Consider the following 25452-nt stretch of genomic DNA (forward strand, 5'->3'; position numbering starts at 1 on the left):
ATGGCAGGTCCTGTCATCCTGATTACCGGGGCTCACGGTCAACTAGGCCAATCCTTGGCTTGCTTGAGTGCGAACATCCATCCAAGTGTCGAGCTTGTCCTGCTTGGGCGTGCTGAGCTGGACATTACTCAAGCCGGCTCCATTGCTTTGGCATTGAAACAGCATCGTCCTGATGTCGTCATCAACACAGCTGCCTACACCGCTGTCGACAAGGCAGAGTCCGAACCAGAGACAGCACATCTGATCAACGGTATAGCTCCCGGCCTTCTGGCCGCTGCCTGCGCCGAACGCGGCATAGCACTTATTCATGTCTCCACTGACTATGTGTTTGACGGCCTGGCAAGCCAGCCCTATACCGAAGATGCTCCTACCTGCCCTGCCAGCGTCTATGGACAAAGTAAGTTGGCGGGCGAGCAAGCAGTCCTGACCGCCCTGCCCTCGTCCATCATTTTGCGCACCAGTTGGGTATTCAGCCAGTTTGGAAACAACTTTCTGAAGACCATGCTACGCCTGGGACGGGAACGCACTGAACTGAGCATTGTTGATGACCAGATTGGTGGCCCTAGCTACGCGCCACATATTGCTCAAGTGTTACTTCAACTGGCAGAACGGCTGTGTGAGTCCAAACAGGGCACCGGCAAGCAGCAGTCCCCATCAGGGGTCTACCATTTTGCTGGCCAACCCTCTGTAAGCTGGTATGGCTTTGCTCAAGAAATCTTTGACCAGGCAGTCAAACTTGATCTGCTGGCACAAGCACCAACGTTGACCGCTATCTCTACTCGCCAGTACCCAACACCTGCCAAGCGGCCGGCACAATCCAGTTTGCAACAAGGCAGGCTGGATGCTTTGCTAGGGGCACAAGCTATCGAAAGAGACTGGCGGCGCGGCATCAAGCAAAGCCTGCTTGCCCTGAAACAGATGCGGTGAATCATGCCGCATGACTGCAACAGGCCAAGCTGATGGTGTGCTTATTCTGTGCTGCGATAGCTGGGTTCAATAAATCAGGCACACCAACTACCACTTGGTATCCCCGCCCATATCTCTGACATAGTCGCCGCTGAGGCGGGCGGGCGCAGTTGCAGTTGCAGTTACAGTTACAGTTACAGTTACAGTTACAGTTACAGTTACAGTTACAGTCAGAAAAAGTAGATATTCAACCCCACCCTTCTGTCTACACCAAACACAAAAAAGCCACCCCTAAGGGTGGCTTTTTTGCGGATGCTACCGACTTGAGATCAGTGCTTGCGCACGTCACGCAGGCGTCGTGCTGCAGCAGCTTGAGCGGCCAGCATGGCCAGCTCGGCTTCCACAACAGCGATGTCGGCCTTGTCCTTGGTGTTGCGCAGGGCCTCTTCCGCATGTTTGCGGGCTTCCAGGGCCTTTGCTTCATCCAAGTCGTGTGCGCGAATCGCGGTATCCGACAATACAGTGACTTTCCCAGGCTGAACCTCGAGTATGCCGCCAGCGACAAAGATATGCTCTTCGCTGCCATCGTCCATAACGATCTTCAGCGTGCCGGGACGAATCCGCGAGATTAGTGGAGTGTGTCCGGGCAAAATACCCAGCTCTCCAGCCTCGCCGGGCAGCGCCACGAACTTTGCCTCACCGGAAAAGATCGATTCTTCGGCACTGACCACGTCAACATGAAGCTTAGCCATGAGTAATCCTTATTACTGAATAGTCTTGGCTTTTTCGAAAGCCTCGTCGATGGAACCGACCATGTAGAATGCCTGTTCTGGCAGAGCATCACACTCGCCGTCGACGATCATCTTGAAGCCGCGCAGGGTTTCAGCCAGTGGAACATATTTACCAGGCGAGCCGGTAAACACTTCTGCCACGTGGAAAGGCTGAGACAGGAAGCGCTGGATCTTACGAGCGCGGGCAACAGCCTGCTTGTCTTCTGGAGACAGCTCGTCCATACCCAGAATGGCGATAATATCGCGCAGTTCCTTGTAGCGCTGCAGCGTTTGCTGAACACCGCGAGCCACTGCGTAGTGCTCTTCACCCACAACTTGTGGGTCCAGCTGACGGCTGGTGGAGTCCAGAGGATCCACAGCGGGGTAAATACCCAGAGCAGCAATGTCACGAGACAACACAACGGTGGAGTCCAAGTGCAAGAAGGTCGTAGCAGGCGATGGGTCAGTCAAGTCATCGGCTGGAACGTAAACGGCCTGGATGGACGTAATCGAACCGGTCTTGGTGGAGGTAATACGCTCTTGCAGCTTACCCATTTCCTCGGCCAGCGTAGGCTGGTAACCCACTGCGGAAGGCATACGACCCAGCAGAGCAGACACTTCGGTACCGGCCAACGTGTAGCGGTAGATGTTGTCCACAAAGAACAGGATGTCACGGCCTTCGTCACGGAACTTCTCGGCCATGGTCAGACCGGACAGTGCCACACGCAGACGGTTGCCTGGAGGTTCGTTCATCTGACCGAACACCATGGCCACTTTGGACTCGCTCAGGTTGTCCATCTGGATAACGCCAGCATCAGCCATTTCGTGGTAGAAGTCGTTACCTTCACGGGTACGCTCACCCACACCGGCAAACACGGACAAACCGCTGTGTGCCTTGGCGATGTTGTTGATCAGCTCCAGCATGTTCACGGTCTTGCCCACACCGGCACCACCGAACAGACCAACCTTACCACCCTTGGCGAACGGGCAAACCAGGTCAATCACTTTAATACCGGTTTCCAGCAGCTCTACGGAAGGCGACAGTTCGTCGAAAGTAGGAGCAGCCTGGTGAATGGCGCGACGCTCATCGGACTGGATAGGGCCGACTTCGTCGATCGGGCGACCCAGAACGTCCATAATGCGGCCCAGGGTGCCAACACCCACAGGTACGGAGATAGGAGCGCCCGAACCGGCCACTTCCATACCGCGACGCAGGCCGTCGCTGGAGCCCATGGCGATGGTGCGAACTACACCGTCACCCAATTGTTGCTGTACTTCAAAAGTCAGGCCTTTTTCTGCGAAAGCCGAACTTTCGTCAACGAGAGTCAATGCTTCGTAGACTTTAGGGATGCTGTCGCGGGGGAACTGAATATCCACCACGGCGCCGATGCACTGAACGATGGTACCGTTGCTCATGTTGAGTCCTTGCAATATAACTTTGATGGTGTGCCTTGCCGTGATTACACAGCGGCGGCACCCCCCACGATTTCAGAGATTTCTTTCGTAATCGCTGCCTGGCGAGTCTTGTTATAGACCAGCTGAAGATCACCGATAACGGTCTTGGCATTGTCCGACGCGGCTTTCATGGCCACCATACGGGCAGACTGCTCAGAGGCCATGTTCTCGGCAACGGCCTGATACACCAGACCCTCTACGTAACGCATCAGCAAATCGTCAATAACCGACTTGGCATCGGGTTCGTAGATGTAATCCCAACCGTACTCGGAAGCGTTAACACTTTCTTGAGCGTCTACCTGATCGCCAGCCTGGAAAGGATCTTTCAGACCGGAAGGCAAAGGCAACAAGCGAATAAATGTTGGGTCCTGCTTCATCGTATTGACAAAGCGGCTGGTCGCCAGATAAACAGCATCAATACGGCCTTCCACGAAGTCATCGATCTGCACTTTAATAGCGCCAATCAGACGTTCCAGGTTAGGCGCATCGCCCAAGCCCACTTCCTGAGAAACCAGATTGGCACCAACACGCGCCAATGTTCCAGCAGCTTTACCACCCAGAGCCGTTGTCTGAACGCTAATACCTTTGTCTTCAAACTCGCGAACACGCGCAAGTACCAGACGCAAAATATTGGTGTTCAGGCCGCCACACAGACCTTTGTCCGTGCTGACAACCACGATACCTACCGATTTGACTTCGGCGGGCTCAACCATGTAGGGGTGAGTGTAGTCGGGGTGCGCCTGCATCAGATGCGAAGCAATCTCGCGCACCTTGTCTGCATAGGGACGGCCAGCACGCATCCGCTCTTGCGCCTTGCGCATCTTGGATGCCGCCACCATCTCCATGGCTTTGGTGATCTTGGACGTGTTTTGCACGCTCTTGATCTTAGTACGAATTTCCTTGATTCCGGCCATCACACTTTCCTGTAAGGGCATTATCGGGAGCCCAACTAGGCTGTCGACTCCCGCTAATCATGACGCCGGGGTTTCCGGCGCCTGCCAACAATGATTAGAAAGCGCCGTGCTTTTTGAAGTCCTGGATGGCTGCAACCAACTCAGCCTCGTCTTCTTTACCCAGTTCCTTCTTGCTTTCGATACGCTCAACCAGAGCAGCGAACTTGCTGCGCAGGTGATCTTTCAGGCCTTTTTCGAAAGGCAGAACCTGAGCGACTTCCAGATCGTCGAAGTAACCGTTGTTCACAGCGTACAGGCTCACGGCCAGTTCCCACACAGCCAAAGGCTGGTACTGGGGCTGCTTGAGCAGTTCGACCACGCGCTTACCACGCTCCAACTGACGACGGGTTGCGTCATCCAGGTCGGAAGCAAACTGAGCAAACGCGGCCAATTCACGGTACTGGGCCAAGTCGGTACGAATACCGCCGGACAGCTTCTTGATGACCTTGGTCTGAGCAGCGCCACCCACGCGGGACACCGAAATACCGGCGTTAATAGCAGGACGAACACCCGCGTTGAACAGGTCGGACTCCAGGAAGATCTGACCGTCAGTAATCGAAATCACGTTGGTTGGAACGAAAGCGGAAACGTCACCGGCTTGCGTTTCAATGATAGGCAGTGCGGTCAACGAACCGGTCTTGCCCTTCACTTCACCGTTAGTGAATTTTTCTACGTACTCGGCGTTCACACGAGCAGCGCGCTCGAGCAGACGGGAGTGCAGGTAGAACACGTCGCCAGGGTAGGCTTCACGGCCTGGTGGGCGACGCAGCAACAGGGATACTTGACGGTAGGCCCAAGCTTGCTTGGTCAAGTCGTCATAAATGATCAGGGCGTCTTCGCCACGATCACGGAAGTATTCACCCATGGTGCAACCGGAGTAAGGAGCCAGGTATTGCATGGCGGCAGACTCGGAAGCCGAGGCGGCCACAACAATCGTGTACTCCAGAGCACCGTGCTCTTCGAGCTTGCGCACCACGTTGTTGATCGTGGAGGCTTTTTGGCCCACGGCAACGTAGATACATTTAACGCCATTGCCCTTTTGAGCAATGATGGTGTCCACAGCCACGGCAGTTTTACCGGTCTGACGGTCACCAATGATCAGTTCGCGCTGACCACGGCCAATTGGCACCATGGAGTCCACGGCTTTCGTGCCGGTCTGCATGGGCTGGGAGACGGACTCACGGGCAATAACGCCAGGAGCCACTTTCTCGATGACGTCAGTCATCTTGGCGTTGATCGGGCCCTTGCCGTCGATAGGCATACCCAGAGTATCTACCACACGACCCAGCAGTTCGGGGCCAACGGGTACTTCCAGAATGCGGCCAGTTGTTTTAACTGCGTCGCCTTCGGAAACACCGGTGTATTCACCCAGAATCACGGCGCCGACAGAGTCGCGCTCGAGGTTAAGGGCCAGACCGAACGTGTTGTTCGGAAATTCGAGCATTTCGCCCTGCATCACATCGGACAAACCGTGGATGCGCGTAATACCGTCGGTCACGGATACGACCGTACCTTGTGTACGAACGTCAGTCGACGCGCCCAGGCCTTCGATGCGGCTCTTGAGCAGTTCGCTGATCTCGGACGGATTAAGTTGCATGTTCAGACTCCTGAAATCCTGTTTACTGACTCGCGCTATGCGGTCAGCGTATCGCGCATGCTGGCCAGCCGGGCCTGCACGGAAGTGTCGAGCACCTGGTCACCAACAATCACCCGAATACCGCCGATAAGGTCAGTGTCGACGGTCACAGTCGGTTTTAGCTTCAGGCCAAACTTTTTCTCCAGCCCAGCGGTCAGCTCAGCAACCTGAGCCTCAGCCATCGGGAAAGCACTGATGATCTGTGCCTGCGCCGTGCCTTCGAGTTGGTGTTTCAATAGATCAAACTGTTCTGCAATTTGTGGCAGCAGCAAGATGCGCTGGTTATCCACCAACAATTGAAGAAAGTTGCGAGCCTTTTCGGTGACCTGTGACTTAACCAGGCCCGTAAAGAGTTCGAATCGCTGCCCGTTATTCAGGCGCGGATCGTTCAGTGCCTCGCGCACATCGTGGAGACCGGCCACCTGAGCCATTTCGGACAACAGGGCCGACCACGATTCGAGGCCCTGGCTGTCGTCGCGTACGGCGGCGAACAGGGCTTCGGCGTAAGGTCTGGCAATAGTCGATAGTTCAGCCATGGCCTGCCTTGATGTTAAAGTTCTGCCTTGAGCTGCTCGAGCAGCTGGGCGTGCGCATTCGCGTCAACTTCGCGTCGCAAGATTTGCTCGGCACCCTTGACAGCCAAGGCAGCCACTTCGCTACGCAAACCTTCACGTACGCGTTGCACTTCTTGGTTAGCGTCTTGCTGGGCCTGCGCAATAATGCGGGCTTTCTCGGCTTCGGCTTCACGACGAGCTTGCTCCAAAAGAGCAGTCGCTTGTTTTTCAGCGTCGACAATGCGTTGATGGTTCTCGGATTTAGCCGAAGCATCCATCAGGCTGATACGCGCTTGGGCCTGTGCCAGATCGGCCTTGCCTTTATCGGCAGCAGCCAAACCATCAGCGATTTTCTGACGACGATCATCGATTGCTTTCGTCAGTGGCGGCCATACGAATTTCATCGTAAACCAGGCCAAAACGAAAAACACGATCATCTGAAAAAAGAGAGTCGCGTTTAAATTCACGGTCGTATCCCTTCAATACCACGTGTGTAGGAAGCGGTATGCGTCCTGACACATGTATGTTCAAGTCGACAAGCGGTGCATGATCAAACCGAGCAACACACCGCTAACGACGACTGCCTGTCCATCTGCCAAAAGCGGCAACGGACTCGCCTTTTTACCCAACAAATGGGTTGGCGAATGCAAACAACATGGCGATACCGACACCGATCAGGAAAGCAGCATCGATCAGACCGGCCAACAAGAACATCTTGGTTTGCAGAGCGTTCATCAGTTCTGGCTGACGAGCGGATGCTTCCAGATATTTACCACCCATCAGGGCGATACCAATGCAAGCGCCAAAAGCGCCCAGACCGATGATGATACCGCAAGCAAGAGCAACGAAAGCTACGTTGGTCATGACAACTCCTTGGTTAAAAATCAGGTGTAATTCAAAAAAATCAAAGCGTTAGCAAGCTAAGCCTGCTCCCCCCAACCAGACACCATTGTCCAGTCGGAATCGGATTAATGGCCTTCGTGTGCTTGTCCGATATAGACAAGGGTGAGCATCATGAAGATGAACGCCTGGAGCAACACAATCAGAATGTGGAAGATTGCCCACACAGAACCGGCCAGAATGTGACCGAGACCCAGTCCCAGGCTGGCGCCATTAAACCCTGTCCATGCGCCACCCAGCAGAGCGATCAACATGAAAACCAATTCACCGGCAAACATATTGCCGAACAACCGCATGCCCAAAGACACAGACTTGGCCGCGTACTCGATGCAGTTCAGCAAGAAGTTGAAAGGTGCGAGCAATACAGCCATCAGGCCAGTCGCGGTGAACGGTGCAGTAAACAGCTCTTTGACGAAACCGCCTGGGTGCTTGATCTTGATGCCGTAGTAGAACATCAGCAGCAGCACACCCATGGACATGCCCATTGGCACGTTCAAGTCAGCGGTTGGCAAAATACGGTGGTAGTACAGAGGGTCGCCATGTTCGGAGGCCAGACCGGTCTGAGTGAAAATCCAACCCAGGCCATCAACCGGCAGCAAGTCCAGCACGTTCATCATGAGGATCCACAGGAACACGGTCAGCGCCAGAGGCGAGACAAACTTCCGGGACTCGGCATTGGGAACAATGGATTTGGCCTGATCTTCAACCCAATCGACCAGCATTTCTACGAAAGACTGCAAGCGGCCTGGTACACCGGCTGTTGCGGCCGAAGCGGCACGCCACAGAAAGAAAACCACAACCAGACCCATCAGCAGGGACCAGAACATGGAGTCGTAGTTAATGACACCGAAGTTGGCCAGAACATCCTGTTTTTCACCCACGTTATTCAAGTGAACTAAGTGATGCTGGATGTACCCTGACTGAGGCGAAATATCACTAGCAGCAGCCATCTGTATTTACCCTGTGATGTATATGTTATGGGACAAGCCCGTGAAACAAAATTCGTTATGGCAGCTTGCGAAAAAACAGCAGCAGCACATATCCCTTCAAGACACATAGCAAGCCAAAGAGCAAGGCAGGCCAAACCAACCAGCCTGTGTTTGCCATGGCAGCCGCTGCCAGTGTCAATACTGCAAAGCCAAGCTTGAATGCTTCCCCCCAAAAGAAGGAAAGGGCGCCAGCGTTGCCACCACCCATCAAACCTAGCAAAAGACGCAATGCAAACAATGCGTTAGGCACAAAATAAGCAGCCGCACCGATAAGTGCCGAGGCTGCTGCATATGCGCCGGAAATCCATGCCGACAGGCCAATGGCCAACAGGCCCATAAAAGCCTGGGCAAACAGTGTGCGCACAATTCCCTGCCCTGCCCGGCGAGCCATGCGGCTACGTTGCTCGGGCGTCAATACGACGGGTTCGGGAAATGGTGCTTTGTCCCCTGCTGCCTGCACCGTGGCTGTGGTGCCTGTTTGCTGATAAAACGGCTGATTCATAATAGGAAACTATCAGATAACGTTGTGTGGGTGGATGTACTGCAAAGGCCTTGGCCAATCCATCCGCGCAATATTATCGGCCCCTTTTAAAAAGCCGGTGTCGTCAAACCCATAAAGTATAGCGTCTTTTTTTTGTTGTAAGCAAATTCAGCCTTGCTTGTTTGATACTTAATGCAAGGCTGATATACGCAATCCCAATGGCATCAAGGGGTACGCTTATTTTGTAACATTGCAGCGCAGCAATTTTACAACACACCCCCTGATTTATCAGCGATTGGGAAACTTAGCGATGCTTGAACTCAGGCTTGCGCTTCTCGACAAAAGCACGCATCCCTTCTTTCTGATCGTCAGTGGCAAACAAGCCGTGGAAGTTGCGGCGTTCAAACAGCAAGCCCTCTTCCAAAGACGATTCAAAAGCGCGGTTCACGCACTCTTTGGCCATCAAGACCGACGGCAGCGACATGCTGGAAATAACCGTTGCGGCATCAAGCGCTTCTTCCAACAATTTGTCGGCAGGCACCACGCGCGAGACCAGGCCGGAACGCTCAGCCTCTTCGGCATTCATCATGCGTGCAGTCAGAATCAAATCCATGGCTTTGGCCTTGCCCACGGCCCGAGGCAGACGTTGCGTACCACCGAAACCGGGAATCACGCCCAGTTTGATTTCTGGTTGACCAAAACGGGCAGAGTCAGCCGCAATGATGAAGTCGCACAACATGGCCAATTCGCAGCCACCACCCAAAGCATAGCCAGCAACGGCAGCGATGATGGGTTTGCGGAAACGGCGCAGTTCTTCCCACTGGCCACCTAGATAGTCCTGGGAGCTGACATCGTGGTAGTTCCAGTCTTTCATGGCACCAATATCGGCACCGGCCGCAAACGCTTTTTCGTTACCGGTCAGCACGATACAACCGATTTCGTTGTCGGCATCGTATTTCTTTAACAGGGCATACAACTCGGCGATCAGCTCGTTATTGAGCGCATTCAAAGCCTTGGGCCGATTTAATGTCAATAAAGCAACACGACCATGCACCTCTGCTTTGACTAAGGGTTCGTTCATGCTGACTCCCAGAAAAATTAAATAGAATAGGGGAATGGAACCTACACCCGTACTTTACCGTGCCGAGCCGACAGATCTCGCCGGCCACCGCCTGACTGTCCAGATACAGATCACTTCTCCCCAAACCAATGGCCAGGTATTAAGCCTTCCGGCCTGGATTCCTGGCAGCTACCTGATCCGCGACTTCTCGCGTCAGATCGAAAGCATAGCCGCCTTCTGTGGCGAAAAACCGGTTTCCATCCACAAGCTGGATAATCACCGTTGGCAGTGCGAGCCCTGCAAGGGTCCCTTGAGTGTGCAATATCAGGTCTACGCCTGGGACCTGTCCGTGCGCGGCGCGCATATTGATCAGACCCATGCTTTCTTTAATGGCACCAGCGCCCTGCTGGCCGTTGAAGGTCAGACCAAACAGCCATGTCTACTGGAGCTGGTGCCCAACCAGGACATGGAGGATTGGCAGGTTTACACCAGCTTGCCCGAGGCCACTGGCATGCCCGGCGCGGCCGAACGTTATGGTTTTGGCCTGTATCGCGCCCGCAATTACGACGAGCTGATCGACCATCCCATTGAAATGGGCACCCCACAGGTCATCAGCTTCTTTGCGCACGGCGCCGAACACGAGCTGGTCTTTACCGGCGTCATTCCCAATCTGGATTTGCCTCGTATCGCCCGCGATGTAGAGAAAATCTGCACCGCACAAATCGCTTTTTTTGAGCCTGAAACCCGTCGCGCGCCCTTTCTGGACAGCAGCTCGCGCTACGTGTTCATGACCATGGTGACCGATGACGGTTACGGCGGTCTGGAGCATCGCGCCTCGACCGCCCTGATGGCTTCGCGCCGTGACCTCCCCACCCAGGGCCAGGACAAATCGATAAAAAGCGCGGGCTACCAAACCTTTTTGGGTTTGGTCAGCCATGAATACTTCCACACCTGGAACGTCAAGCGCATCAAGCCTGCCGCATTTGCGCCCTATGACTTGAGCCGCGAAAACCACACCCGATTGCTGTGGGTGTTTGAGGGCTTCACCTCTTACTACGACGATTTGATGCTGCTGCGTTCGGGCGTGCTGAGCGAACCAGACTACCTGAAGCTGCTGGCCAAAAACATCAACGCCGTCGAGCGTGGCCCTGGCCGCCTCAAACAGTCCGCCGCGCAAAGCTCTTTTGATGCATGGACACGCTATTACAAGCAGGACGAGAACTCCCCCAACGCACTGGTCAGCTATTACAGCAAGGGCGCCTTGATTGCACTGGGCCTGGACCTGTGCATCCGCAGCCATACCCGGCAAGCCAAGGGCCTGGATGATGTCATGCTGCTGATGTGGGAACGCTATGGCCGCGACTTCTATCAAGGCAAGCCACAAGGCATTCCTGAAGATGCCATGTCTGCCCTGATTCTGGAAGCCACCGGCTACGACGCCACAGACTTCATTGCCCGCTATGTTGAAGGTTGCGAGGACCTGCCCTTGAAACCCTGGCTGGCCGAACACGGCCTGAAGCTGGAATGGCAAGCCTCCTCCAAGCTGCCCAGCCTGAACGCCCGCTTGCGCCAAAGCGCGGGCCAATGCCAGTTGGCCACTGTGTTTACCGATGGTGCAGCGCACCAAGCCGGCCTGTCCGCCGGTGACACCCTGGTCGCCATTGACGGCTTACGTGTCAACGACACCGCCAGCCTGGAACGCCTTCTGGCCGCGTACGAGCCCGGCCAGACCGTTCAGGTCCACGCTTTCCGCCGCGATGAACTACACTGCTTCACGCTGCAACTGGCACGCCCTGCATTGGACGAATGCGTCCTGAGCCGCCAGTCCTGATTGACTTCACAGGCCCGCCCCACCCGGCGGGCCTGCTCCTTTTTTTGCCATGACGACACGCCGCATATTTATCAACAATCTGGTGGTGCAAGCCTCTATCGGCATGCTGGACCACGAGCTGGTTCACCGCCAGCCCCTGCATATTGATGCCGAATTCGACACCACCATTACGCAAGACGTAGAGGACAGCGATATTGGCACCGTACTGGACTACCGCCAGTTGCGCGAGGCGCTGATTGAAGTCAGCACCACCGAACACACCAATCTGCTGGAAACGCTGGTGGAACGCCTGGCTGATCGCATCCAGAATGACTTCCCGACCGTGGAACGCGTTAAAATTCGGGCCAGCAAACCCGAGGCCTTTGCCGATTGTGATGCCGTTGGCATCGAGATCGAACGCCACCGCTAAAGCCCCCGCCCCGCTTCCAGCCGGGGCCTCGATGATACTTCTCTCCGCTTTCCCTTATGTCCCAAGACACCAGCCCCTTACCTTCTTCCGAAACCGATACGCCCGTCTTTGCCAGCAAGGCCGAACGCAAGCAGCGTGTTAACGACAACAAGCTGAGCAAACGCATCATGCGTGAAGTAGGCCGCGCGATCGGGGACTTCAACATGATCGAAGAAGGCGACAAGATCATGGTCTGCCTGTCCGGCGGCAAGGATTCCTACGGCCTGCTGGACGTGCTGATGACATTGCAAAAGCGCGCTCCCATCAAGTTCGACATCGTGGCCGTGAATCTGGACCAGAAGCAGCCCGGTTTTCCTGACCACATCCTGCCCGAGTATCTGGAAAAGCTGGGTGTGCCCTATCACATCGAAACCCAGGACACGTACTCGGTGGTCACTCGCGTCATTGCCGAAGGCAAGACCATGTGTTCTCTGTGCTCGCGCCTGCGCCGTGGGATTTTGTACCGTGTCGCCAAGGAGCTAGGTGCCACCAAGATCGCCCTGGGCCATCACCGGGACGACATTCTGGCTACCTTCTTTCTGAATCTGTTTTACGGTGGCCGTATGAAAGGCATGCCGCCCAAACTGATGTCGGATAACGGCGAACATATTGTGATCCGCCCTCTGGCTTATGTGCCCGAGAAAGACCTGATCGCCTACGCCAAGCTGAAAGAATTCCCCATCATCCCTTGTAACTTGTGCGGCTCACAAGAGAACCTGAAACGTCAGGAAATCAACCGCATGATTGCAGACTGGGACAAGAAATTCCCGCACCGCTCCTGGAACATCTTTGGCGCCCTGACCCGCGTGGTGCCATCGCACCTGATGGATCCCAAGCTGCATAACTTTGCAGATCTGAAGGTGACAGGACAGGCCGATCCCGAAGGAGACAAGGGCTTTGACCAGGATTACTTCGACGATCACCTGCCTGAGAGCCTTTTGGCCACAGGCTTTGAAGAAGAAGCCGATGATGCCGCACCTACTGTGCGCCAGGATGCCTTCACTCCCGCCCAGCCAGCCGCTTCTGGCGAGCAGCAGATTGTATTCATGAGCAAAAGGCGCTCCGGCCAATAAAGCGAGTGGTCGACGCTCCAACGACGACAGTCCTCTGGGCCATGGAACGGATGGTCTGTGCCCAGAAAAAAACACCACTCCAAGCTGTAGAGCGGATCATCTTTTTCGATCGTGGCACCCAAAACCCTCCAAACCTTAGCGCCTGCAGATCAGAGATCGCCACTGCTTGGACTGCTTGGACTGCTTGGACTGCTTGGACTGCTTGGACTGCTTGGACTGCTTGGACTGCTTGGACTGCTTGGACTGCTTGGACTGCTTGGACTGCTTGGACTGCTTGGACTGCAACTTAGCGTAGCGCTTACCGCCAGCAAACACACCAACGACGGACAACAAAAAGCCCCGATATAAACCTTCAAAACCTGGATTTAATGCCAGATGCCAATGGTTTATATCGGGGCTTTTATACCCACTGAACGGCTATCCAGCCTTAGTTCGGCGTTTGCGAACCATCCCAGCGTTCACCGGGCACCTGAATATCAAACAGTTCCAGCACCCGCATCACCGTGTGATCGACAATATCGTCGATACTTTTGGGACGCAGATAAAACGCGGGCATAGGCGGGAAAATAATCCCGCCCATTTCCGTGACAGCGGTCATATTGCGTAGATGCGCCAAATTGAATGGCGTTTCACGCACCATCATCACCAAACGGCGACGCTCTTTCAAAGTAACGTCTGCTGCCCGGGTAATCAGGTTATCGGACAGACCATGTGCCACAGCAGCCAGAGTGCGCATCGAACAGGGCACAATCACCATGCCAGCAGTCGGAAAACTGCCACTGGCCAGGGTTGCTCCCACATCGCGAAAGCTATGCACCTGATCGGCCAGAGCCTGGATCCCATGCCTGTCGATATCCAGCTCATACTTGATGTTCAACACCCCGGAGGGCGAGATCACCAAATGGGTTTCCACATCCGGACAGGACTGCAGCACCTGCAGCAAACGCACGGTGTAGACTGCCCCGGTGGCCCCGGTCATGCCAATGACCAGGCGTCGCTTGGTGCTCACTCCAGAGCCCCAGCCTCACGCAGCATAGTTTCCAATTCGCCGTTTTCGTACATTTCAGACACAATGTCCGAACCGCCGACGAATTCGCCCTTGATATACAGTTGAGGAATGGTGGGCCAGCTGGAGAAATCCTTGATGCCCTGACGCACTTCGGCGTCGTCCAGCACATTGACCACAACCACTTGGCTCAGACCAACAGCGCGCAGGATCTGCACGGTACGGGCGGAGAAACCGCACTGAGGAGCTTGAGCTGTGCCCTTCATAAACAGCACAACAGGGTTTTCCGTGACGGTTTCGCGGATGAAATCTTGAACTTCACTCATGATGTTCTCTTAAGAAAAGAATTAACACTGTCCACCTGTGACCCGCCGGATTCCTGCCAGATCTTCATAACTGACGATCTGTTTGAACCCTGCCTGCCGCAGCATATTTTGCACATGGTCGGCCTGATCCCAGCCGTGCTCCATGAGAAGACTAGCACCGGGGCGTAGATACGGCCCGGCTCCCTGAACTATTGTACGCAAATCCGTCAAGCCGTCAGAGCCATCTGTCAGTGCCTGACGCGGCTCGAACCGCACATCGCCCTGCGCCAGATGTTCGTCATCCACTGCAATATATGGAGGGTTGGACACGATCAGGTCAAAAGGTTCCTGGCCTGTCACGGCATCGTACCAACTCCCCAGGCAAAACTCGACTTTCCCACACAAACGCTGAGCATTTAGGCCGGCCTGCGCCAAGACCAGCGTGCTGATGTCACTGGCGACCACCTGGGCATCGGGGCGTGCCAACGCCAAAGAAACAGCAATGGCACCGCTGCCACAGCCCATATCCAGAATGCGGGGGGCTTTGATGTGCTGCACGCGCTCCAAGGCACGCTCGACCAGGGTTTCCGTATCGGGGCGCGGAATCAGCACCGAAGGCGATACCAGAAACTCATGGCCCATGAATTCGCGGACACCGACGATATAAGCCATAGGCTCACCCGCTACCCGCCGGGCTTCCAGGGCTTGATAGCGTTGAATCTTGTCCAGTGGCAACTCGTCCGTGTCGTGCGCAATCAGCCAGGAACGGCCAACACCCAGCACCTGCATCCACAGCATGTCACGCTCCAGACGCGGCAAGGGGCTGAGCCGCTGCAAAGCTCGCAGAGTACGAGAGGAATCGGCAGGCGTGACCGTTTGAGGCACGGCCTGCTCACCGGATAGGCTCATGCTCACGCCTGCGCCAGATCAGCCAGCAAACCGGCCTGATGTTCGGACAGCAAAGCCTTGATCAGCTCGTCCAGATCGCCATCCATGATGTAGCCCAACTTGTACAAGGTCAGGTTGATACGGTGATCCGTCATGCGGCCTTGCGGGAAGTTGTAGGTGCGAATGCGCTCGGAGCGGTCACCCGTACCGACCAGGCTCTTGCGCTCGGCAGCTTCCTTGTCGGATTGCTCACGCTGCTGCTTGTCTTTCAGACGCGCAGCCAGCACCTGCAAGGCTTTCTCACGGTTGCGGTGCTGAGAGCGATCATCCTGACACTCCACTACCAGCCCGGTAGGCAAGTGAGTCAGACGAACGGCAGAGTCCGTCTTGTTCACGTGCTGACCACCGGCACCACTGGCGCGGAAGGTGTCCACACGCAAATCAGCGGGGTTGATGGTGATCTCAGCCAAGCCTTCAGCCTCAGGCAACACGGCCACCGTACATGTAGAGGTGTGAATGCGGCCCTGGGCTTCAGTTTCCGGCACACGCTGCACACGGTGCGCGCCAGACTCGAATTTCAGGCGACCATAGACATCCTGGCCTTCAATACGCACGATGACTTCTTTGTAGCCACCCACCTCCGACTCGCTGGCAGACATGATTTCCGTGCGCCAGCCACAGTTTTCGGCGTAACGCATGTACATGCGCAGCAAGTCCCCGGCAAACAGGGCACTTTCATCACCACCGGCACCGGCACGGATCTCAATAAAGACGTTGCGGGTATCGTCCGGATCACGGGGCAACAAGAGGATTTGCAGCTCGTCTTCCAATTGAGCAATACGCTCTTTGCCCAGCTTGTATTCTTCCTCGCCCATTTCCTTCAATTCAGGGTCGGACATCATGTCCTGAGCAGCCTGCAAATCGCCCTCGGCCGCTTCATAGCTCTTGAAAGCCGTAACGACAGGGTCCAGCTCGGCACGCTCACGCGACAGTTTGCGAAACTCATCCATATTGCCGGCAATTTCTGGCTCGGCAAGCATGGCATCAACCTCATGCAGACGGCGAGACAATTGCTCAAGCCGACCGCGCATAGAGTCTTTCATAGGGAACAGCCTAAAGGGAAAATCAGAAGGTCTGGGCGCAGTTCAAAGCAAACGGGCTGCACCGCAGAAAAGTCGGTGAACAGACAGCAGCCCAGACGCTAACGTCGACGGGTAGTCGAGGGCAACAGGCGAGGCAACAGATCCAGCAACTGTGCGCGCTCCGCACCTTCGCTGCGCGTCAATTCGGCCATGGGGCCATGCATATACTTTTGAGTCAGGCCATGCGCCAGCATTTCAATGACCTCTGCCGGATCATCACCACGAGCCAGCATACGACGCGCACGCTCCAACTCGTGTTGGCGTACTTTCTCGACCGACTGCTGCACATTCAAAATAGCGGGCACAATCGCCCGGGTGCCAAGCCAGTGCATATAGTGCTGCACCTGGGTGTCGATAATGGCTTCGGCCTGGACCACCGCAGCCTGACGGGCATCCGCACCGCGCTGTACAAAGCGGCCCAAATCATCGACGGTATACAGGTAGACGTCATCCAGACGGCCTACTTCGGTTTCAATATCGCGTGGCACGGCCAGATCGACCATGACCACAGGGCGGTGACGACGCGAACGCACAGCCCGCTCCACCATGCCCAGACCCAAAATGGGCAAAGTGCTGGCCGTACAGGACACCACCACATCAAAATCTGCCAGACGCTCGGGTACATCCGCCAGCTTCATGGTGCTGGCCATAAAGCGGGACGCCAGGTTTTCAGCACGTTCCTGAGTACGATTGGCGACCACGATGCTACAGGGGTTCACCGCCGCAAAGTGCGTGGCGCACAGCTCGATCATTTCGCCGGCACCAATAAACAGCACCTTGGCCTGGCCAAGATCACCAAACACGCGCTCAGCCAAACGAACTGCTGCCGCCGCCATGGACACCGAATGCGCACCAATCGCGGTTTGCGTACGTACTTCCTTGGCCACCGAGAAGGTACGCTGGAATAATTGATGCAGCAACGTACCCAGCGAGCCGGCCTCGTTGGCGGCTCGCACGGCATCTTTCATTTGACCCAGAATCTGGGGCTCGCCCAACACCATGGAATCCAGACCGCTGGCAACGCGAAACGCATGGCGCACGGCTTCATTCTGGTTGTAGCGATACAAATGAGGGGTCAGCTCGGCAGAGCGCAGGCTGTTGAAGTCAGCCATCCACTCGGGCAGACGTTCAGCCACATGAGGCTCGGCTGCACAGTAGATCTCGGTGCGATTACAGGTAGACAGGATGGCTGCTTCACGTACACCTGTGCCAAAAGTGGCACGCAAGGTATCAAGCGCAGGCTTTAACACATCGATCGGAAACGAAACGCGCTCGCGCACGGCAACCGGCGCGGACACATGATTCAGACCGAAGGTTAGAACATCTACAGACATGAGCAGTACAGGCTATAGCCTTGAAAAGACCAAGACAGGCAGTTTTTGCAAACGCAAAACGCATGAAATTGAAGTGATTTTACGCCGCAAGCCGCAGTTTTGCCAAAAATGTTACTTGAATTGCCCTTTTGTGATTACAATTGCACTCCTTTATGCAGTCCTCTTTTCGCTGAAAAGGGCCTCCCCCTAGGGGTACGGTAAATTTGAAGTCGAAAAGATGCATAAAATTTTTGTTGTACTATGTGCACAAATAAAAAAACGTGGTATAGTTTTATTTTTACCGAGCAGTACACGTTGGCCTGGTAGCTCAGTCGGTAGAGCAGAGGATTGAAAATCCTTGTGTCGGTGGTTCGATTCCGCCCCAGGCCACCAAGAATTCAAACAAAAAGCCCAGTCAAACGACTGGGCTTTTTGTTTTTCCGGGGCCCGCCCTGAAGGCTCTACCTCTTAAACAAGAGGCGGGCACTCACCAGACACAGTGGATCACACCTTCAGTAATGCCCTTAGACCTGGTGAGGTGCCAAGCAGCCCTTCACTCGACCTGATGAACGCGATTGCGGCCATCCGCCTTGGCACGATACAAGGCCGCATCAGCTAGAGCCAAGGCTTCATAAAGATCATTGCCATGCTCTGGGTAACAGGCCACCCCCAAAGACACGGTCACACTCCCAACTGTCTCAAATACCGTCTGCGCTACCGCACGGCGTAAACGCTCTGCAAATTGGCCCGCCGCCTCAAGACCTGTCTCTGGCAACACAACCACAAACTCTTCGCCTCCCAGGCGAGCCACGACGTCTTCCCGACGCGCTTGGGTCATAATCAACTCTGCAATCGCTTTAAGCACCTCGTCCCCAAGCGCATGGCCAAACCGATCATTGACCGCTTTGAAATGATCAACATCAATCATCACCACCGCTACGGACTGCTCGGCATCTGTCATTTCTTCCAAAGCGGCATCCAGACCGCGCCGATTCATCGTCCCAGTCAAAGGATCTGTTGCCCCCTGCTGGTACAGTTTGCGAATTCGACTGCCTATCGCAGAAAAACTTTGCATCAAGCCCTGCCGAATCAGGGCAGCCTCAACATACCAACCCTTAACAAAGCGAATGCGTCGAAAATCAACGTGATTATCCAGATTGGCAGCCGCAGTAGCCAACTGGCGCAATGGGCTGGCAATAAGCCCGGACAAATACCAAATTGCCAGCAGACTCAATGCAAATACTGGCAAAGCAAGCAAGAGCGTGCGCAACAACAGCTCACTCGTATTCGCGAACACACGCTCTGTAGGACGCTGTGCAATGACGAGCCAACCAGCGGCCGGAATCGCTGCCACACTGACCAGCTCCTGATCCGGATTGATCTCATCAGGCTCGGGCAATGACTGTCTGCCGGTGACCTGTGGCTGCTCGGTCACTGTCGCCACGTCCTGGGCCGTAGTTCCTATCTGACTTTGCTTCGGATGATAAATAATCGTCTGCGAGCCATCAACGATGCGAAAGTAAGTTCCTTCCTCATAGCTCAATTTATCAAGCGACTCTTGCAATGCACTGCGGCTTTGCAAGTACATACCCCCACCAATAAACCCCGCGTAGGCTCCATCAGGTGCGAAAACCGGAGTAGCAACCATCGTCATCCACCGCCCTTCCCCTCCCTGAAATGCGCTTGCAACCATTGGCTCTGGCACGGCCTTGCCCTGGAACAGTTCCGGCCACAAGGGCAATGCCACATTCCGAAACACAGCGCCTGGGCTGGCGGCCAGCACTGAGCCTGACACATCAACCAAGACAAGCGCATCGAACGCCTTGGTAACCTCCATCACTTGCTTGAACTCTTCCCGTATCACGGCTACATCGAGTTGTCCTGCCGTGATATCCAAAGCAGCGCTTTTCAGTACCGCAGCCGATGAGCGAAGAAAATCATCACTGGCGTGCGCCAGCCTTTCCGCATAAGCCTGATTGACTCGTACACTTTGCTCGAGCAATAGCCCCTGCTGCACCCGATAAGCGGCATGCAAACTGCTAAACAAAACCAAAAAAACGAAAGACAGGCACAACCACAAGATCAGACTTCGCAAATTAACCGACCTGCGTAGTGTGAACATTCGTCTAAAGCGCGGGATTTTTATCATTGAGAACAGCGGCAGGGCGATGGTGGATATCCATACTATTTTACGTAAGACCATCTGAAACATGCAGATTCCGACGTCAATCCGCATTCACAAGTAACCCAGAACGCTTTCCTCAGTGCCTAGCCCCGCTGATACTGCAAGCAGCGACCCTTGTAAGGCAACTCCTTGCCCTCGGGCGTGAAGATAGGCCGGTCACGCAAACACACTTGCCGTACCAGCTCAAAGCCGTAGTGCTCCATTTCCTGGGTGAACTTATTGCGATGCCCCCGGTCCGGATCCACCAGCCAGACTTCGGCCTGCTCTTTCGCACGTTGATTGACCAGCTCTGCCAATTGAACGGGTGTATTGCCTTCATAAAGCAGGTCGCTACCCACGATCAGATCGTAACGCTGCTTGGCAGGTATCAGGCCCAAGGAAGCCAGCAAATCGGGGCAGGACTGCTCACCCCACTGCGCATGAACATACGGCAAATCGGACAAACCGTTCAACGCCTGATTCAGCTTCAAGAAATGCGGCACCATAGGATGACAATCGCTGGCGTGAATGTTTGCGCCACGTTTATGCATCATCAAACTGGTCAGACCCAAACCGCAGCCCAACTCCAGAATGCTTTCACCCTCCCGAACCGGACGGTTTTTCAGTTTGCGCGCCAGTTGAATGCTGGATGGCCATAGCAAACCGAATAAGGGCCAGACAGCCGAGCCTATCCCCAAAGATTGTGCGTGTCCCAACGGGTCGGCGTATTGCATGTGATCGGCCAAGGAACGAATACGTAACGATTCTCTGGACGAGATTCGTATATGCTGGATACGGGTTGTTAACTTGGCGGGCGTGGATGAGGTCGAGCCATATGAGTTTGACATAGACTCATAATCGTCCATATTCACGCAAAAAGCGAATTTTTAATTATTTTGTCGTCGTTTAAACTATAGATAGCCGAATTTAAACGAATTTTCGCTTAACGCCGCTGATAAGGACCGCTATTGTTCAAAGAACTGATTAACGACCTCAACGACCATTCCATCGTGGAACCTGACATCTTTCTGGACGTCCCCTTCGTCCCCAGCGATGACCAAGTCATCGACACCCTGCTGCAACTGGCTCAGACCGGGCACAAGGACATCTTGTATGACCTGGGCTGTGGCGATGGGCGTATTGTCATTGCCGCCGCCAAAAAATACCGCTGCACCAGCATCGGCATAGAACTGGACCCGCTGCGCGTTGCCGACGCCATGGAGCATGCTGGCCATGCAGGTGTGGAGTATCTGGTGGACTTTGTGGAAGAGGATCTGTTTACCGCAGACTTCAGCCAGGCCACTATCGTCACGCTGTACTTGATGGACACCATCAATGCCATCCTGCGCCCGCGCCTGTTGCAGGAGCTGCGACCCGGTGCGCGCATTGTGTCACACGCCTTTGATATGGGGGATTGGGAAGCCGACGAGATCCTGCATGTAGGCGGCATCAAAATCTACAAATGGATTGTGCCAGCGCGAGTTGCAGGTGAATGGGAGTGGGAAGGCCTGGACGGAACGGACTACCGCTTGCAGCTCAAGCAGCGTTATCAGGATGTCAGCGGGAAAATCTGGATCAATGGCAAGCCTGCCCTGCTGACTGATCTTTATCTGTGCGGCGATTGTCTGGAGCTACGTACACAGGCCGACGAGTCCGCGCCCGTCGTCAGCTGCAATCTGTACTTCGACCATCAGGAGCTGCTGTCCGTGGAAGAGGTAGAAGAAGAGGCCTGATTCCGCAGGCCCCTGCTTTGCCATACCAATATCAAGCCCTGGCACCCGACCAGGGCTTTTGTTTTAGAACTGGTACTTCATCGTCAGCATGATCTTCTGCGGCGCGCCGTAAAAGCCCTGGGAGTCCTCCGTCAGATCCACATACTTCTTGTCGAACAGATTGTTCACGTTCAACTGGGCCGACAAGCTGGGCGAGAAGCGGTAATGTGCCATCAAGTTGGCCAGCAAAATGGAACCTTGCTCACGTCGTGCGCTAAGGTTTGGCGCTACGGTTCTATCTACGTAAACATGACTGCGCCATTGCACACCACCGCCTACTGTCAACTTCCCTTCGGTACCCGGCACGATATAGGAAGTTTGCAAATGCACCAGGTTCTGCGGCTCAGAGGTTTTGAAAGGGCCGCCTTCAGCATTGCGTACCAGGTTACGCGCAAAGCCCGCAGACACTTGCCAGCCTGGTTGGATTTCACCCGAAGCCTGTAGCTCAAAACCTTCGCTGGTTACGCCCTTGGCCCCCCGATAAGCAAAATCGCTGGAGCCAGGTACAGTCCTGTCCCCATCTTTCTCGGCCACATTGTCCTGCTCGATACGAAACAGTGCCAGCGACGTGTTGAGCTTGCCATCAAAGTGCTCGGATTTCAGGCCCAGCTCGTAGCTCTTGCCCTGCACCGGGTCCAGATAGCCACCACTGGCGTCACGATAGGTCTGTGGCTGGAAAATATCGGTGTAGCTGAGATAAGCCGTGAAGTTATCGTTGAAGTCGTACAACAGGCCAGCGTACGGCGTGAACACATGATGGTTCATGGTGTCATTGCCGGACTCGCGCCTCCAGTTGGTTTGTCGCCCCCCCACAATCAGCTTCAGTGAATCGCTCAAGGACAAGCGCAGGGCACCATAGACCGCATTCTGACGCGTTTCCTGCTCGCCCAGCGGCTGGAAATCACCCCATACCGGTTCAGGATAGGAGCCGTTCCACTCAAAGATATTGCCCACTGGCGTATTGCCTTGTGGGGCGTGGTTGCCATAGCGGTAATTGGACTTGCTGCCCATCGCCCCCACAAAAGCCTCGTGCTCCTGCCCAAAGGCCTCAAATGGCCCGCTCAGTTCCAGCGACGCGCTGTTCTGATCGAACTCCTGATGCGAGTTATTCAGCAAGGAAGTCATGCCCAAGCCGGTGACAGGATCAGGGTGTCCCATCAAATACACCAGCTTGGAGTCGTACTCACTTTCCAGACGACTGACATTGGCTTTCAAGGACCAGCCGTTGGAAAAACGATGATCAATGCCCGCGTAGAAAGTATTGCTGGTCGTATCCCAGCGAGTCCAATCCGCACCGATGCTGAAAGAACGCCGCCAATCCAGATCCCCACCCTTGTTATCCAAGGTAGGCAGACCGCCCCAGGTCACGCCCGTCGGACGTTTGGCCTGATGCTCTACCCCAACCCGCACAGTGGTATCAGGTGTCAGATCTGCTTCCGCGGTCGCTAACCAGGCACGATTGCGCGTGTGGTAACGGTCGATATACGAGTCGCGCTCCTCCATCATCCCTGCCACGCGAGCACGCACGGTACCGTCCTTGTTCAAGGGCGTGGACAGATCAATCGTGCCCCGGTGATGGTCCCAGGAGCCTATGCCAACAGAAGCGGTGCCGGTAAACACATCGCTGGTCGCGCGCTTGCGCACGATATTCACCGAAGCCCCCGGATTGCCGGCACCCGTCATCAAGCCGGTCGCACCACGCACTATCTCGATACGGTCGTACAGAATGGGATCAAAGTTGGAAGTGCCAAAGAAGTCATTCTGCGTGGCAATGGACACCCCATCGTATTGGTAAGTGTCGATATAGAACCCACGCGAATGAATATCGGTGCGGTCAATATCCGACATGGAAGTCGCAATCCCCGTCACGGTCTTAAAGCTCTCACCCAACGTAGTCAGATTCATATCTTCCATCTGCTGACGCGTCACCACGCTGACTGACTGCGGTGTCTCGCGTGGCGACAGGCGCAGGCCTGTTGCCGCCGTAGTCGCCTGCACGGCATAAGAACCCGAGCCTTCGGTAGACAGGTCACGCCCCACCACGCGCACTGGCGCGAGCTGCGTAGTCTCGCCCTGCACCGGACGGGTCAGGGACACGTTCTTGCCGTTACGTCGGAACTCCAGGCCCGTTCCTGCCAGCAAGCGGCTCAAAGCCTGATCTGCCGTCAGACTGCCGGACACAGGGGGAGCCGTAATGCCTTTAACCGCATCCGGCAGATAGAAAATCTGCAAGCCGGCCTGAGCACCCAGCTTTTCCAGCGCGGCCTCCAAGGGTTGCGCGGCAATGCTGATCGCCACCGGCGTTTCCTGCGCCCAAGCGTGGGGTGCGTGCAGACCAATAGCCAGAAAAAGAGAGAGTGCGAGGGCATTAAGACCAATCGATGTCGTACCCCGACGCGCGGCGGCGGAGGGTATAGCTTGCGTGTCCAGCATGAACAGAGTTCCAAAAAATAAGTACGCGCACGGTGCGCAGACGCCCTTGGCCAAGGCTATGGGCCAGTCTGCTTCCGGTCTGGAAAGCAGGCCCCCATAAGTAAGACGCCGTAGCGAAAAATTTTCCGGAATGATTCTCACTGCTCTTTTTGATACAAAATGTATCGTCAGTGATGCATGACTTGCTTGGCGACGGGACTCGACAGCACAACATGGTTCGACTCCGAGTCGCTATTCACCGTCCGCACTTCACGGTTCGTTGCTTGCTGCTTGCTGCTTGCTGCTTGCTGCTTGCTGCTTGCTGCTTGCTGCTTGCTGCTTGCAGTCAAGCGTAAAACGAGCCGAAACCTTAACGCGCCATCAGCAAAGCGCTGCCATCCGCCTGTCGCGCCACCAGGACTGGCGCAATGTCCGGCAGGATGTCCAGCGCCGCTGCTGGCTCCTCAATACTCAACGTGCCCGAAATGCGCAGCTTGGCGATCTGTGAGTCTGCCACCCGCAAAGGGTGATCCAGATAGCGGCTCAGCTCCTGCGCCACCGTCGTCAAAGGCACATCACGGAACACGATGCGCCCCTCTTGCCAGGCCGTAATCGCTTCCACACGCTCCTGCCCCAAAGGCGTCACCTTGTTGTTTACCGCGCCGGATACCTGCCCGGCCGATAACATCACCCGATCCCTGCGCCACCACGGACCCATAGAAAGCTGCACCGAACCCTCACGCACCGCCACGGTGACACCTTCAGCCTCTCGACGCACATTGAACTGCGTGCCGGTAACCAGCACCTGCGCCTGGCCCGCGTCTACGGAGAAGGGTCGATTCTTGTCGGACTTCACCGCAAACAAGGCCTCGCCCCGCAGCAACTCCACGCTACGGCGCGACGCATAAAACGCGATGTTCACTTCCGTGTCCGTATTCAAATCCAGACGCGAACCGTCCGGCAATTCAAGTTGCTTACGCTCACCGCGTGCCGTCAGCACGCGCTGGGTAAACACAGGTGTCTCGGCCCACATCGAACGACTGAACCAGGCCCCGGCAGCCACCGTGGCAAACGTCGCCCCTGTACCCAACACCCAGCGTCGACGCGCGAAGTTGGGCTCCTCTTGCGCCGGACGATTCATGATCTCCCGCATCTCGTCCATGGGCAGATGGTCCGCCACCTGCCAGACCTGCTGCAAGGAACGGTACTCCCGCTCATTGGCCGGATCCTGCGCCAACCACGCATCCCGCTCACGCCGCTCCTGCAGCGTCAGCTCACCGAGCTGCTCTCTGGAAAACCAGTCCAGCGCTTGCTCTTGCGGCAGATGAGAGGGGGTGGGCTTGTCGTTTTTAGGCATGGCTCGCGTCGCCAGGGACACAGGGCAAAAAACCGTG

At 55.5% G+C, this 25452-nt stretch carries 25 protein-coding genes and 1 tRNA gene; 6 read left to right on the top strand and 20 right to left on the bottom strand.

Translation table 11 applies throughout. The features are described from left to right. Positions 1-927, top strand: coding sequence for a dTDP-4-dehydrorhamnose reductase (gene rfbD / locus LNA76_RS14690; protein WP_230019340.1), 927 nt, complete (start codon positions 1-3; stop codon positions 925-927). A 308-nt stretch (positions 928-1235) separates the two neighbouring features. Here rfbD and LNA76_RS14695 read toward each other — a convergent pair whose 3' ends face one another. The 10 genes from LNA76_RS14695 to LNA76_RS14740 all read right to left on the bottom strand — a co-directional run bounded on the left by LNA76_RS14695 (position 1236) and on the right by LNA76_RS14740 (position 9725). Then, complete coding sequence (locus tag LNA76_RS14695) at positions 1236-1658, bottom strand: F0F1 ATP synthase subunit epsilon (protein ID WP_094197897.1); 423 nt, start codon at positions 1656-1658, stop codon at positions 1236-1238. A gap of 12 nt (positions 1659-1670) precedes the next feature. Next, complete coding sequence (gene atpD / locus LNA76_RS14700; protein WP_042486019.1) at positions 1671-3092, bottom strand: F0F1 ATP synthase subunit beta; 1422 nt, start codon at positions 3090-3092, stop codon at positions 1671-1673. Between the two features lie 44 nt (positions 3093-3136). Continuing rightward, positions 3137-4045, bottom strand: a complete 909-nt coding sequence (atpG, locus tag LNA76_RS14705) for a F0F1 ATP synthase subunit gamma (RefSeq protein WP_094197899.1) — start codon at positions 4043-4045, stop codon at positions 3137-3139. A gap of 94 nt (positions 4046-4139) precedes the next feature. Next, positions 4140-5681 (bottom strand): F0F1 ATP synthase subunit alpha, encoded by a 1542-nt coding sequence (gene atpA / locus LNA76_RS14710; RefSeq protein WP_094197900.1) that lies wholly within the window; start codon positions 5679-5681, stop codon positions 4140-4142. Positions 5682-5716: 35 nt separating this feature from the next. Next, positions 5717-6256 carry a F0F1 ATP synthase subunit delta gene (locus LNA76_RS14715; protein ID WP_108728449.1) on the bottom strand — a complete coding sequence of 180 codons (540 nt, stop codon included), beginning with the start codon at positions 6254-6256 and terminating at the stop codon, positions 5717-5719. Between the two features lie 14 nt (positions 6257-6270). After that, on the bottom strand, positions 6271-6741 hold the full coding sequence (locus tag LNA76_RS14720) for a F0F1 ATP synthase subunit B (RefSeq protein WP_009464119.1): 471 nt from the start codon (positions 6739-6741) through the stop codon (positions 6271-6273). A gap of 154 nt (positions 6742-6895) precedes the next feature. Beyond that, complete coding sequence (gene atpE / locus LNA76_RS14725) at positions 6896-7138, bottom strand: F0F1 ATP synthase subunit C (RefSeq protein WP_003805001.1); 243 nt, start codon at positions 7136-7138, stop codon at positions 6896-6898. A 104-nt stretch (positions 7139-7242) separates the two neighbouring features. Further along, entirely contained in the window at positions 7243-8124 is an 882-nt protein-coding gene (gene atpB, locus LNA76_RS14730; protein ID WP_108728448.1) for a F0F1 ATP synthase subunit A, read from the bottom strand. A 55-nt stretch (positions 8125-8179) separates the two neighbouring features. Next, complete coding sequence (locus LNA76_RS14735; RefSeq protein WP_230019341.1) at positions 8180-8665, bottom strand: ATP synthase subunit I; 486 nt, start codon at positions 8663-8665, stop codon at positions 8180-8182. Between the two features lie 283 nt (positions 8666-8948). Beyond that, on the bottom strand, positions 8949-9725 hold the full coding sequence (locus tag LNA76_RS14740) for an enoyl-CoA hydratase (RefSeq protein WP_094197904.1): 777 nt from the start codon (positions 9723-9725) through the stop codon (positions 8949-8951). 34 nt (positions 9726-9759) lie between these two features. Here LNA76_RS14740 and LNA76_RS14745 point away from each other — a divergent pair, with 34 nt between their 5' ends. From LNA76_RS14745 to ttcA, 3 genes are read left to right on the top strand one after another with little or no spacing between them, the layout of a single operon-like run. Next, the gene (locus LNA76_RS14745; RefSeq protein WP_230019342.1) at positions 9760-11535 is read left to right on the top strand and encodes a M61 family metallopeptidase; all 1776 of its coding nucleotides are present in this window, start codon (positions 9760-9762) and stop codon (positions 11533-11535) included. 49 nt (positions 11536-11584) lie between these two features. Beyond that, on the top strand, positions 11585-11944 hold the full coding sequence (folB, locus tag LNA76_RS14750) for a dihydroneopterin aldolase (RefSeq protein WP_094197906.1): 360 nt from the start codon (positions 11585-11587) through the stop codon (positions 11942-11944). Between the two features lie 56 nt (positions 11945-12000). Continuing rightward, positions 12001-13056 (top strand): tRNA 2-thiocytidine(32) synthetase TtcA, encoded by a 1056-nt coding sequence (gene ttcA, locus LNA76_RS14755; RefSeq protein WP_230019343.1) that lies wholly within the window; start codon positions 12001-12003, stop codon positions 13054-13056. 135 nt (positions 13057-13191) lie between these two features. Here ttcA and LNA76_RS14760 read toward each other — a convergent pair whose 3' ends face one another. The 6 genes from LNA76_RS14760 to hemA form a co-directional block, all read right to left on the bottom strand. Continuing rightward, entirely contained in the window at positions 13192-13389 is a 198-nt protein-coding gene (locus tag LNA76_RS14760; RefSeq protein WP_230019344.1) for a hypothetical protein, read from the bottom strand. Positions 13390-13483: 94 nt separating this feature from the next. After that, positions 13484-14065: a UbiX family flavin prenyltransferase gene (locus tag LNA76_RS14765; protein WP_094197908.1), complete on the bottom strand. Its 582-nt coding sequence runs from the start codon at positions 14063-14065 to the stop codon at positions 13484-13486. Further along, entirely contained in the window at positions 14062-14388 is a 327-nt protein-coding gene (gene grxD, locus LNA76_RS14770; RefSeq protein ID WP_094197909.1) for a Grx4 family monothiol glutaredoxin, read from the bottom strand. The genes LNA76_RS14765 and grxD overlap by 4 nt, the downstream gene beginning before the upstream one ends. A gap of 21 nt (positions 14389-14409) precedes the next feature. Further along, positions 14410-15276: a peptide chain release factor N(5)-glutamine methyltransferase gene (gene prmC, locus LNA76_RS14775; RefSeq protein ID WP_230019345.1), complete on the bottom strand. Its 867-nt coding sequence runs from the start codon at positions 15274-15276 to the stop codon at positions 14410-14412. A 2-nt stretch (positions 15277-15278) separates the two neighbouring features. Beyond that, a complete protein-coding gene (prfA, locus tag LNA76_RS14780) occupies positions 15279-16358 on the bottom strand; it encodes a peptide chain release factor 1 (protein WP_125277953.1) in 1080 nt (359 codons plus the stop codon). A gap of 98 nt (positions 16359-16456) precedes the next feature. Next, positions 16457-17731 carry a glutamyl-tRNA reductase gene (gene hemA, locus LNA76_RS14785; RefSeq protein ID WP_094197912.1) on the bottom strand — a complete coding sequence of 425 codons (1275 nt, stop codon included), beginning with the start codon at positions 17729-17731 and terminating at the stop codon, positions 16457-16459. 296 nt (positions 17732-18027) lie between these two features. Here hemA and LNA76_RS14790 point away from each other — a divergent pair. After that, a tRNA-Phe gene (locus LNA76_RS14790) sits at positions 18028-18103 on the top strand. Positions 18104-18263: 160 nt separating this feature from the next. Here LNA76_RS14790 and LNA76_RS14795 read toward each other — a convergent pair. Both LNA76_RS14795 and LNA76_RS14800 read right to left on the bottom strand, forming a co-directional pair. Next, the gene (locus LNA76_RS14795) at positions 18264-19922 is read right to left on the bottom strand and encodes a sensor domain-containing diguanylate cyclase (RefSeq protein ID WP_230019346.1); all 1659 of its coding nucleotides are present in this window, start codon (positions 19920-19922) and stop codon (positions 18264-18266) included. Positions 19923-19978: 56 nt separating this feature from the next. Next, positions 19979-20722 carry a class I SAM-dependent methyltransferase gene (locus tag LNA76_RS14800; RefSeq protein WP_094198447.1) on the bottom strand — a complete coding sequence of 248 codons (744 nt, stop codon included), beginning with the start codon at positions 20720-20722 and terminating at the stop codon, positions 19979-19981. Positions 20723-20842: 120 nt separating this feature from the next. Between LNA76_RS14800 and LNA76_RS14805 the strand changes: the two genes are divergently transcribed. After that, on the top strand, positions 20843-21607 hold the full coding sequence (locus LNA76_RS14805; RefSeq protein WP_230019347.1) for a class I SAM-dependent methyltransferase: 765 nt from the start codon (positions 20843-20845) through the stop codon (positions 21605-21607). Between the two features lie 63 nt (positions 21608-21670). On the opposite strand, the gene LNA76_RS14810 is transcribed toward LNA76_RS14805, so the two are convergent. Further along, positions 21671-24079, bottom strand: a complete 2409-nt coding sequence (locus LNA76_RS14810; protein ID WP_230019348.1) for a TonB-dependent siderophore receptor — start codon at positions 24077-24079, stop codon at positions 21671-21673. A gap of 349 nt (positions 24080-24428) precedes the next feature. Further along, positions 24429-25415 (bottom strand): FecR family protein, encoded by a 987-nt coding sequence (locus LNA76_RS14815; RefSeq protein ID WP_230019349.1) that lies wholly within the window; start codon positions 25413-25415, stop codon positions 24429-24431. Positions 25416-25452: the final 37 nt, after the last annotated feature.

Source organism: Alcaligenes sp. MMA (assembly GCF_020907215.1).
Classification (GTDB): domain Bacteria; phylum Pseudomonadota; class Gammaproteobacteria; order Burkholderiales; family Burkholderiaceae_B; genus Alcaligenes; species Alcaligenes aquatilis.

Excerpts from the sequence above, each read along its gene's own strand:
- prfA (WP_125277953.1), bottom strand. The coding sequence starts at position 16,358 with ATGAAAGACTCTATGCGCGGTCGGCTTGAGCAATTGTCTCGCCGTCTG.
- LNA76_RS14695 (WP_094197897.1), bottom strand. The coding sequence starts at position 1,658 with ATGGCTAAGCTTCATGTTGACGTGGTCAGTGCCGAAGAATCGATCTTT.
- LNA76_RS14745 (WP_230019342.1), top strand. The coding sequence starts at position 9,760 with ATGGAACCTACACCCGTACTTTACCGTGCCGAGCCGACAGATCTCGCC.
- rfbD (WP_230019340.1), top strand. The coding sequence starts at position 1 with ATGGCAGGTCCTGTCATCCTGATTACCGGGGCTCACGGTCAACTAGGC.
- LNA76_RS14715 (WP_108728449.1), bottom strand. The coding sequence starts at position 6,256 with ATGGCTGAACTATCGACTATTGCCAGACCTTACGCCGAAGCCCTGTTC.
- LNA76_RS14795 (WP_230019346.1), bottom strand. The coding sequence starts at position 19,922 with ATGTTTCAGATGGTCTTACGTAAAATAGTATGGATATCCACCATCGCC.
- atpE (WP_003805001.1), bottom strand. The coding sequence starts at position 7,138 with ATGACCAACGTAGCTTTCGTTGCTCTTGCTTGCGGTATCATCATCGGT.
- hemA (WP_094197912.1), bottom strand. The coding sequence starts at position 17,731 with ATGTCTGTAGATGTTCTAACCTTCGGTCTGAATCATGTGTCCGCGCCG.
- LNA76_RS14740 (WP_094197904.1), bottom strand. The coding sequence starts at position 9,725 with ATGAACGAACCCTTAGTCAAAGCAGAGGTGCATGGTCGTGTTGCTTTA.
- LNA76_RS14735 (WP_230019341.1), bottom strand. The coding sequence starts at position 8,665 with ATGAATCAGCCGTTTTATCAGCAAACAGGCACCACAGCCACGGTGCAG.
- LNA76_RS14815 (WP_230019349.1), bottom strand. The coding sequence starts at position 25,415 with ATGCCTAAAAACGACAAGCCCACCCCCTCTCATCTGCCGCAAGAGCAA.
- atpD (WP_042486019.1), bottom strand. The coding sequence starts at position 3,092 with ATGAGCAACGGTACCATCGTTCAGTGCATCGGCGCCGTGGTGGATATT.
- ttcA (WP_230019343.1), top strand. The coding sequence starts at position 12,001 with ATGTCCCAAGACACCAGCCCCTTACCTTCTTCCGAAACCGATACGCCC.
- LNA76_RS14810 (WP_230019348.1), bottom strand. The coding sequence starts at position 24,079 with ATGCTGGACACGCAAGCTATACCCTCCGCCGCCGCGCGTCGGGGTACG.
- folB (WP_094197906.1), top strand. The coding sequence starts at position 11,585 with ATGACGACACGCCGCATATTTATCAACAATCTGGTGGTGCAAGCCTCT.
- atpB (WP_108728448.1), bottom strand. The coding sequence starts at position 8,124 with ATGGCTGCTGCTAGTGATATTTCGCCTCAGTCAGGGTACATCCAGCAT.
- prmC (WP_230019345.1), bottom strand. The coding sequence starts at position 15,276 with ATGAGCCTATCCGGTGAGCAGGCCGTGCCTCAAACGGTCACGCCTGCC.
- grxD (WP_094197909.1), bottom strand. The coding sequence starts at position 14,388 with ATGAGTGAAGTTCAAGATTTCATCCGCGAAACCGTCACGGAAAACCCT.
- LNA76_RS14800 (WP_094198447.1), bottom strand. The coding sequence starts at position 20,722 with ATGTCAAACTCATATGGCTCGACCTCATCCACGCCCGCCAAGTTAACA.
- atpG (WP_094197899.1), bottom strand. The coding sequence starts at position 4,045 with ATGGCCGGAATCAAGGAAATTCGTACTAAGATCAAGAGCGTGCAAAAC.
- atpA (WP_094197900.1), bottom strand. The coding sequence starts at position 5,681 with ATGCAACTTAATCCGTCCGAGATCAGCGAACTGCTCAAGAGCCGCATC.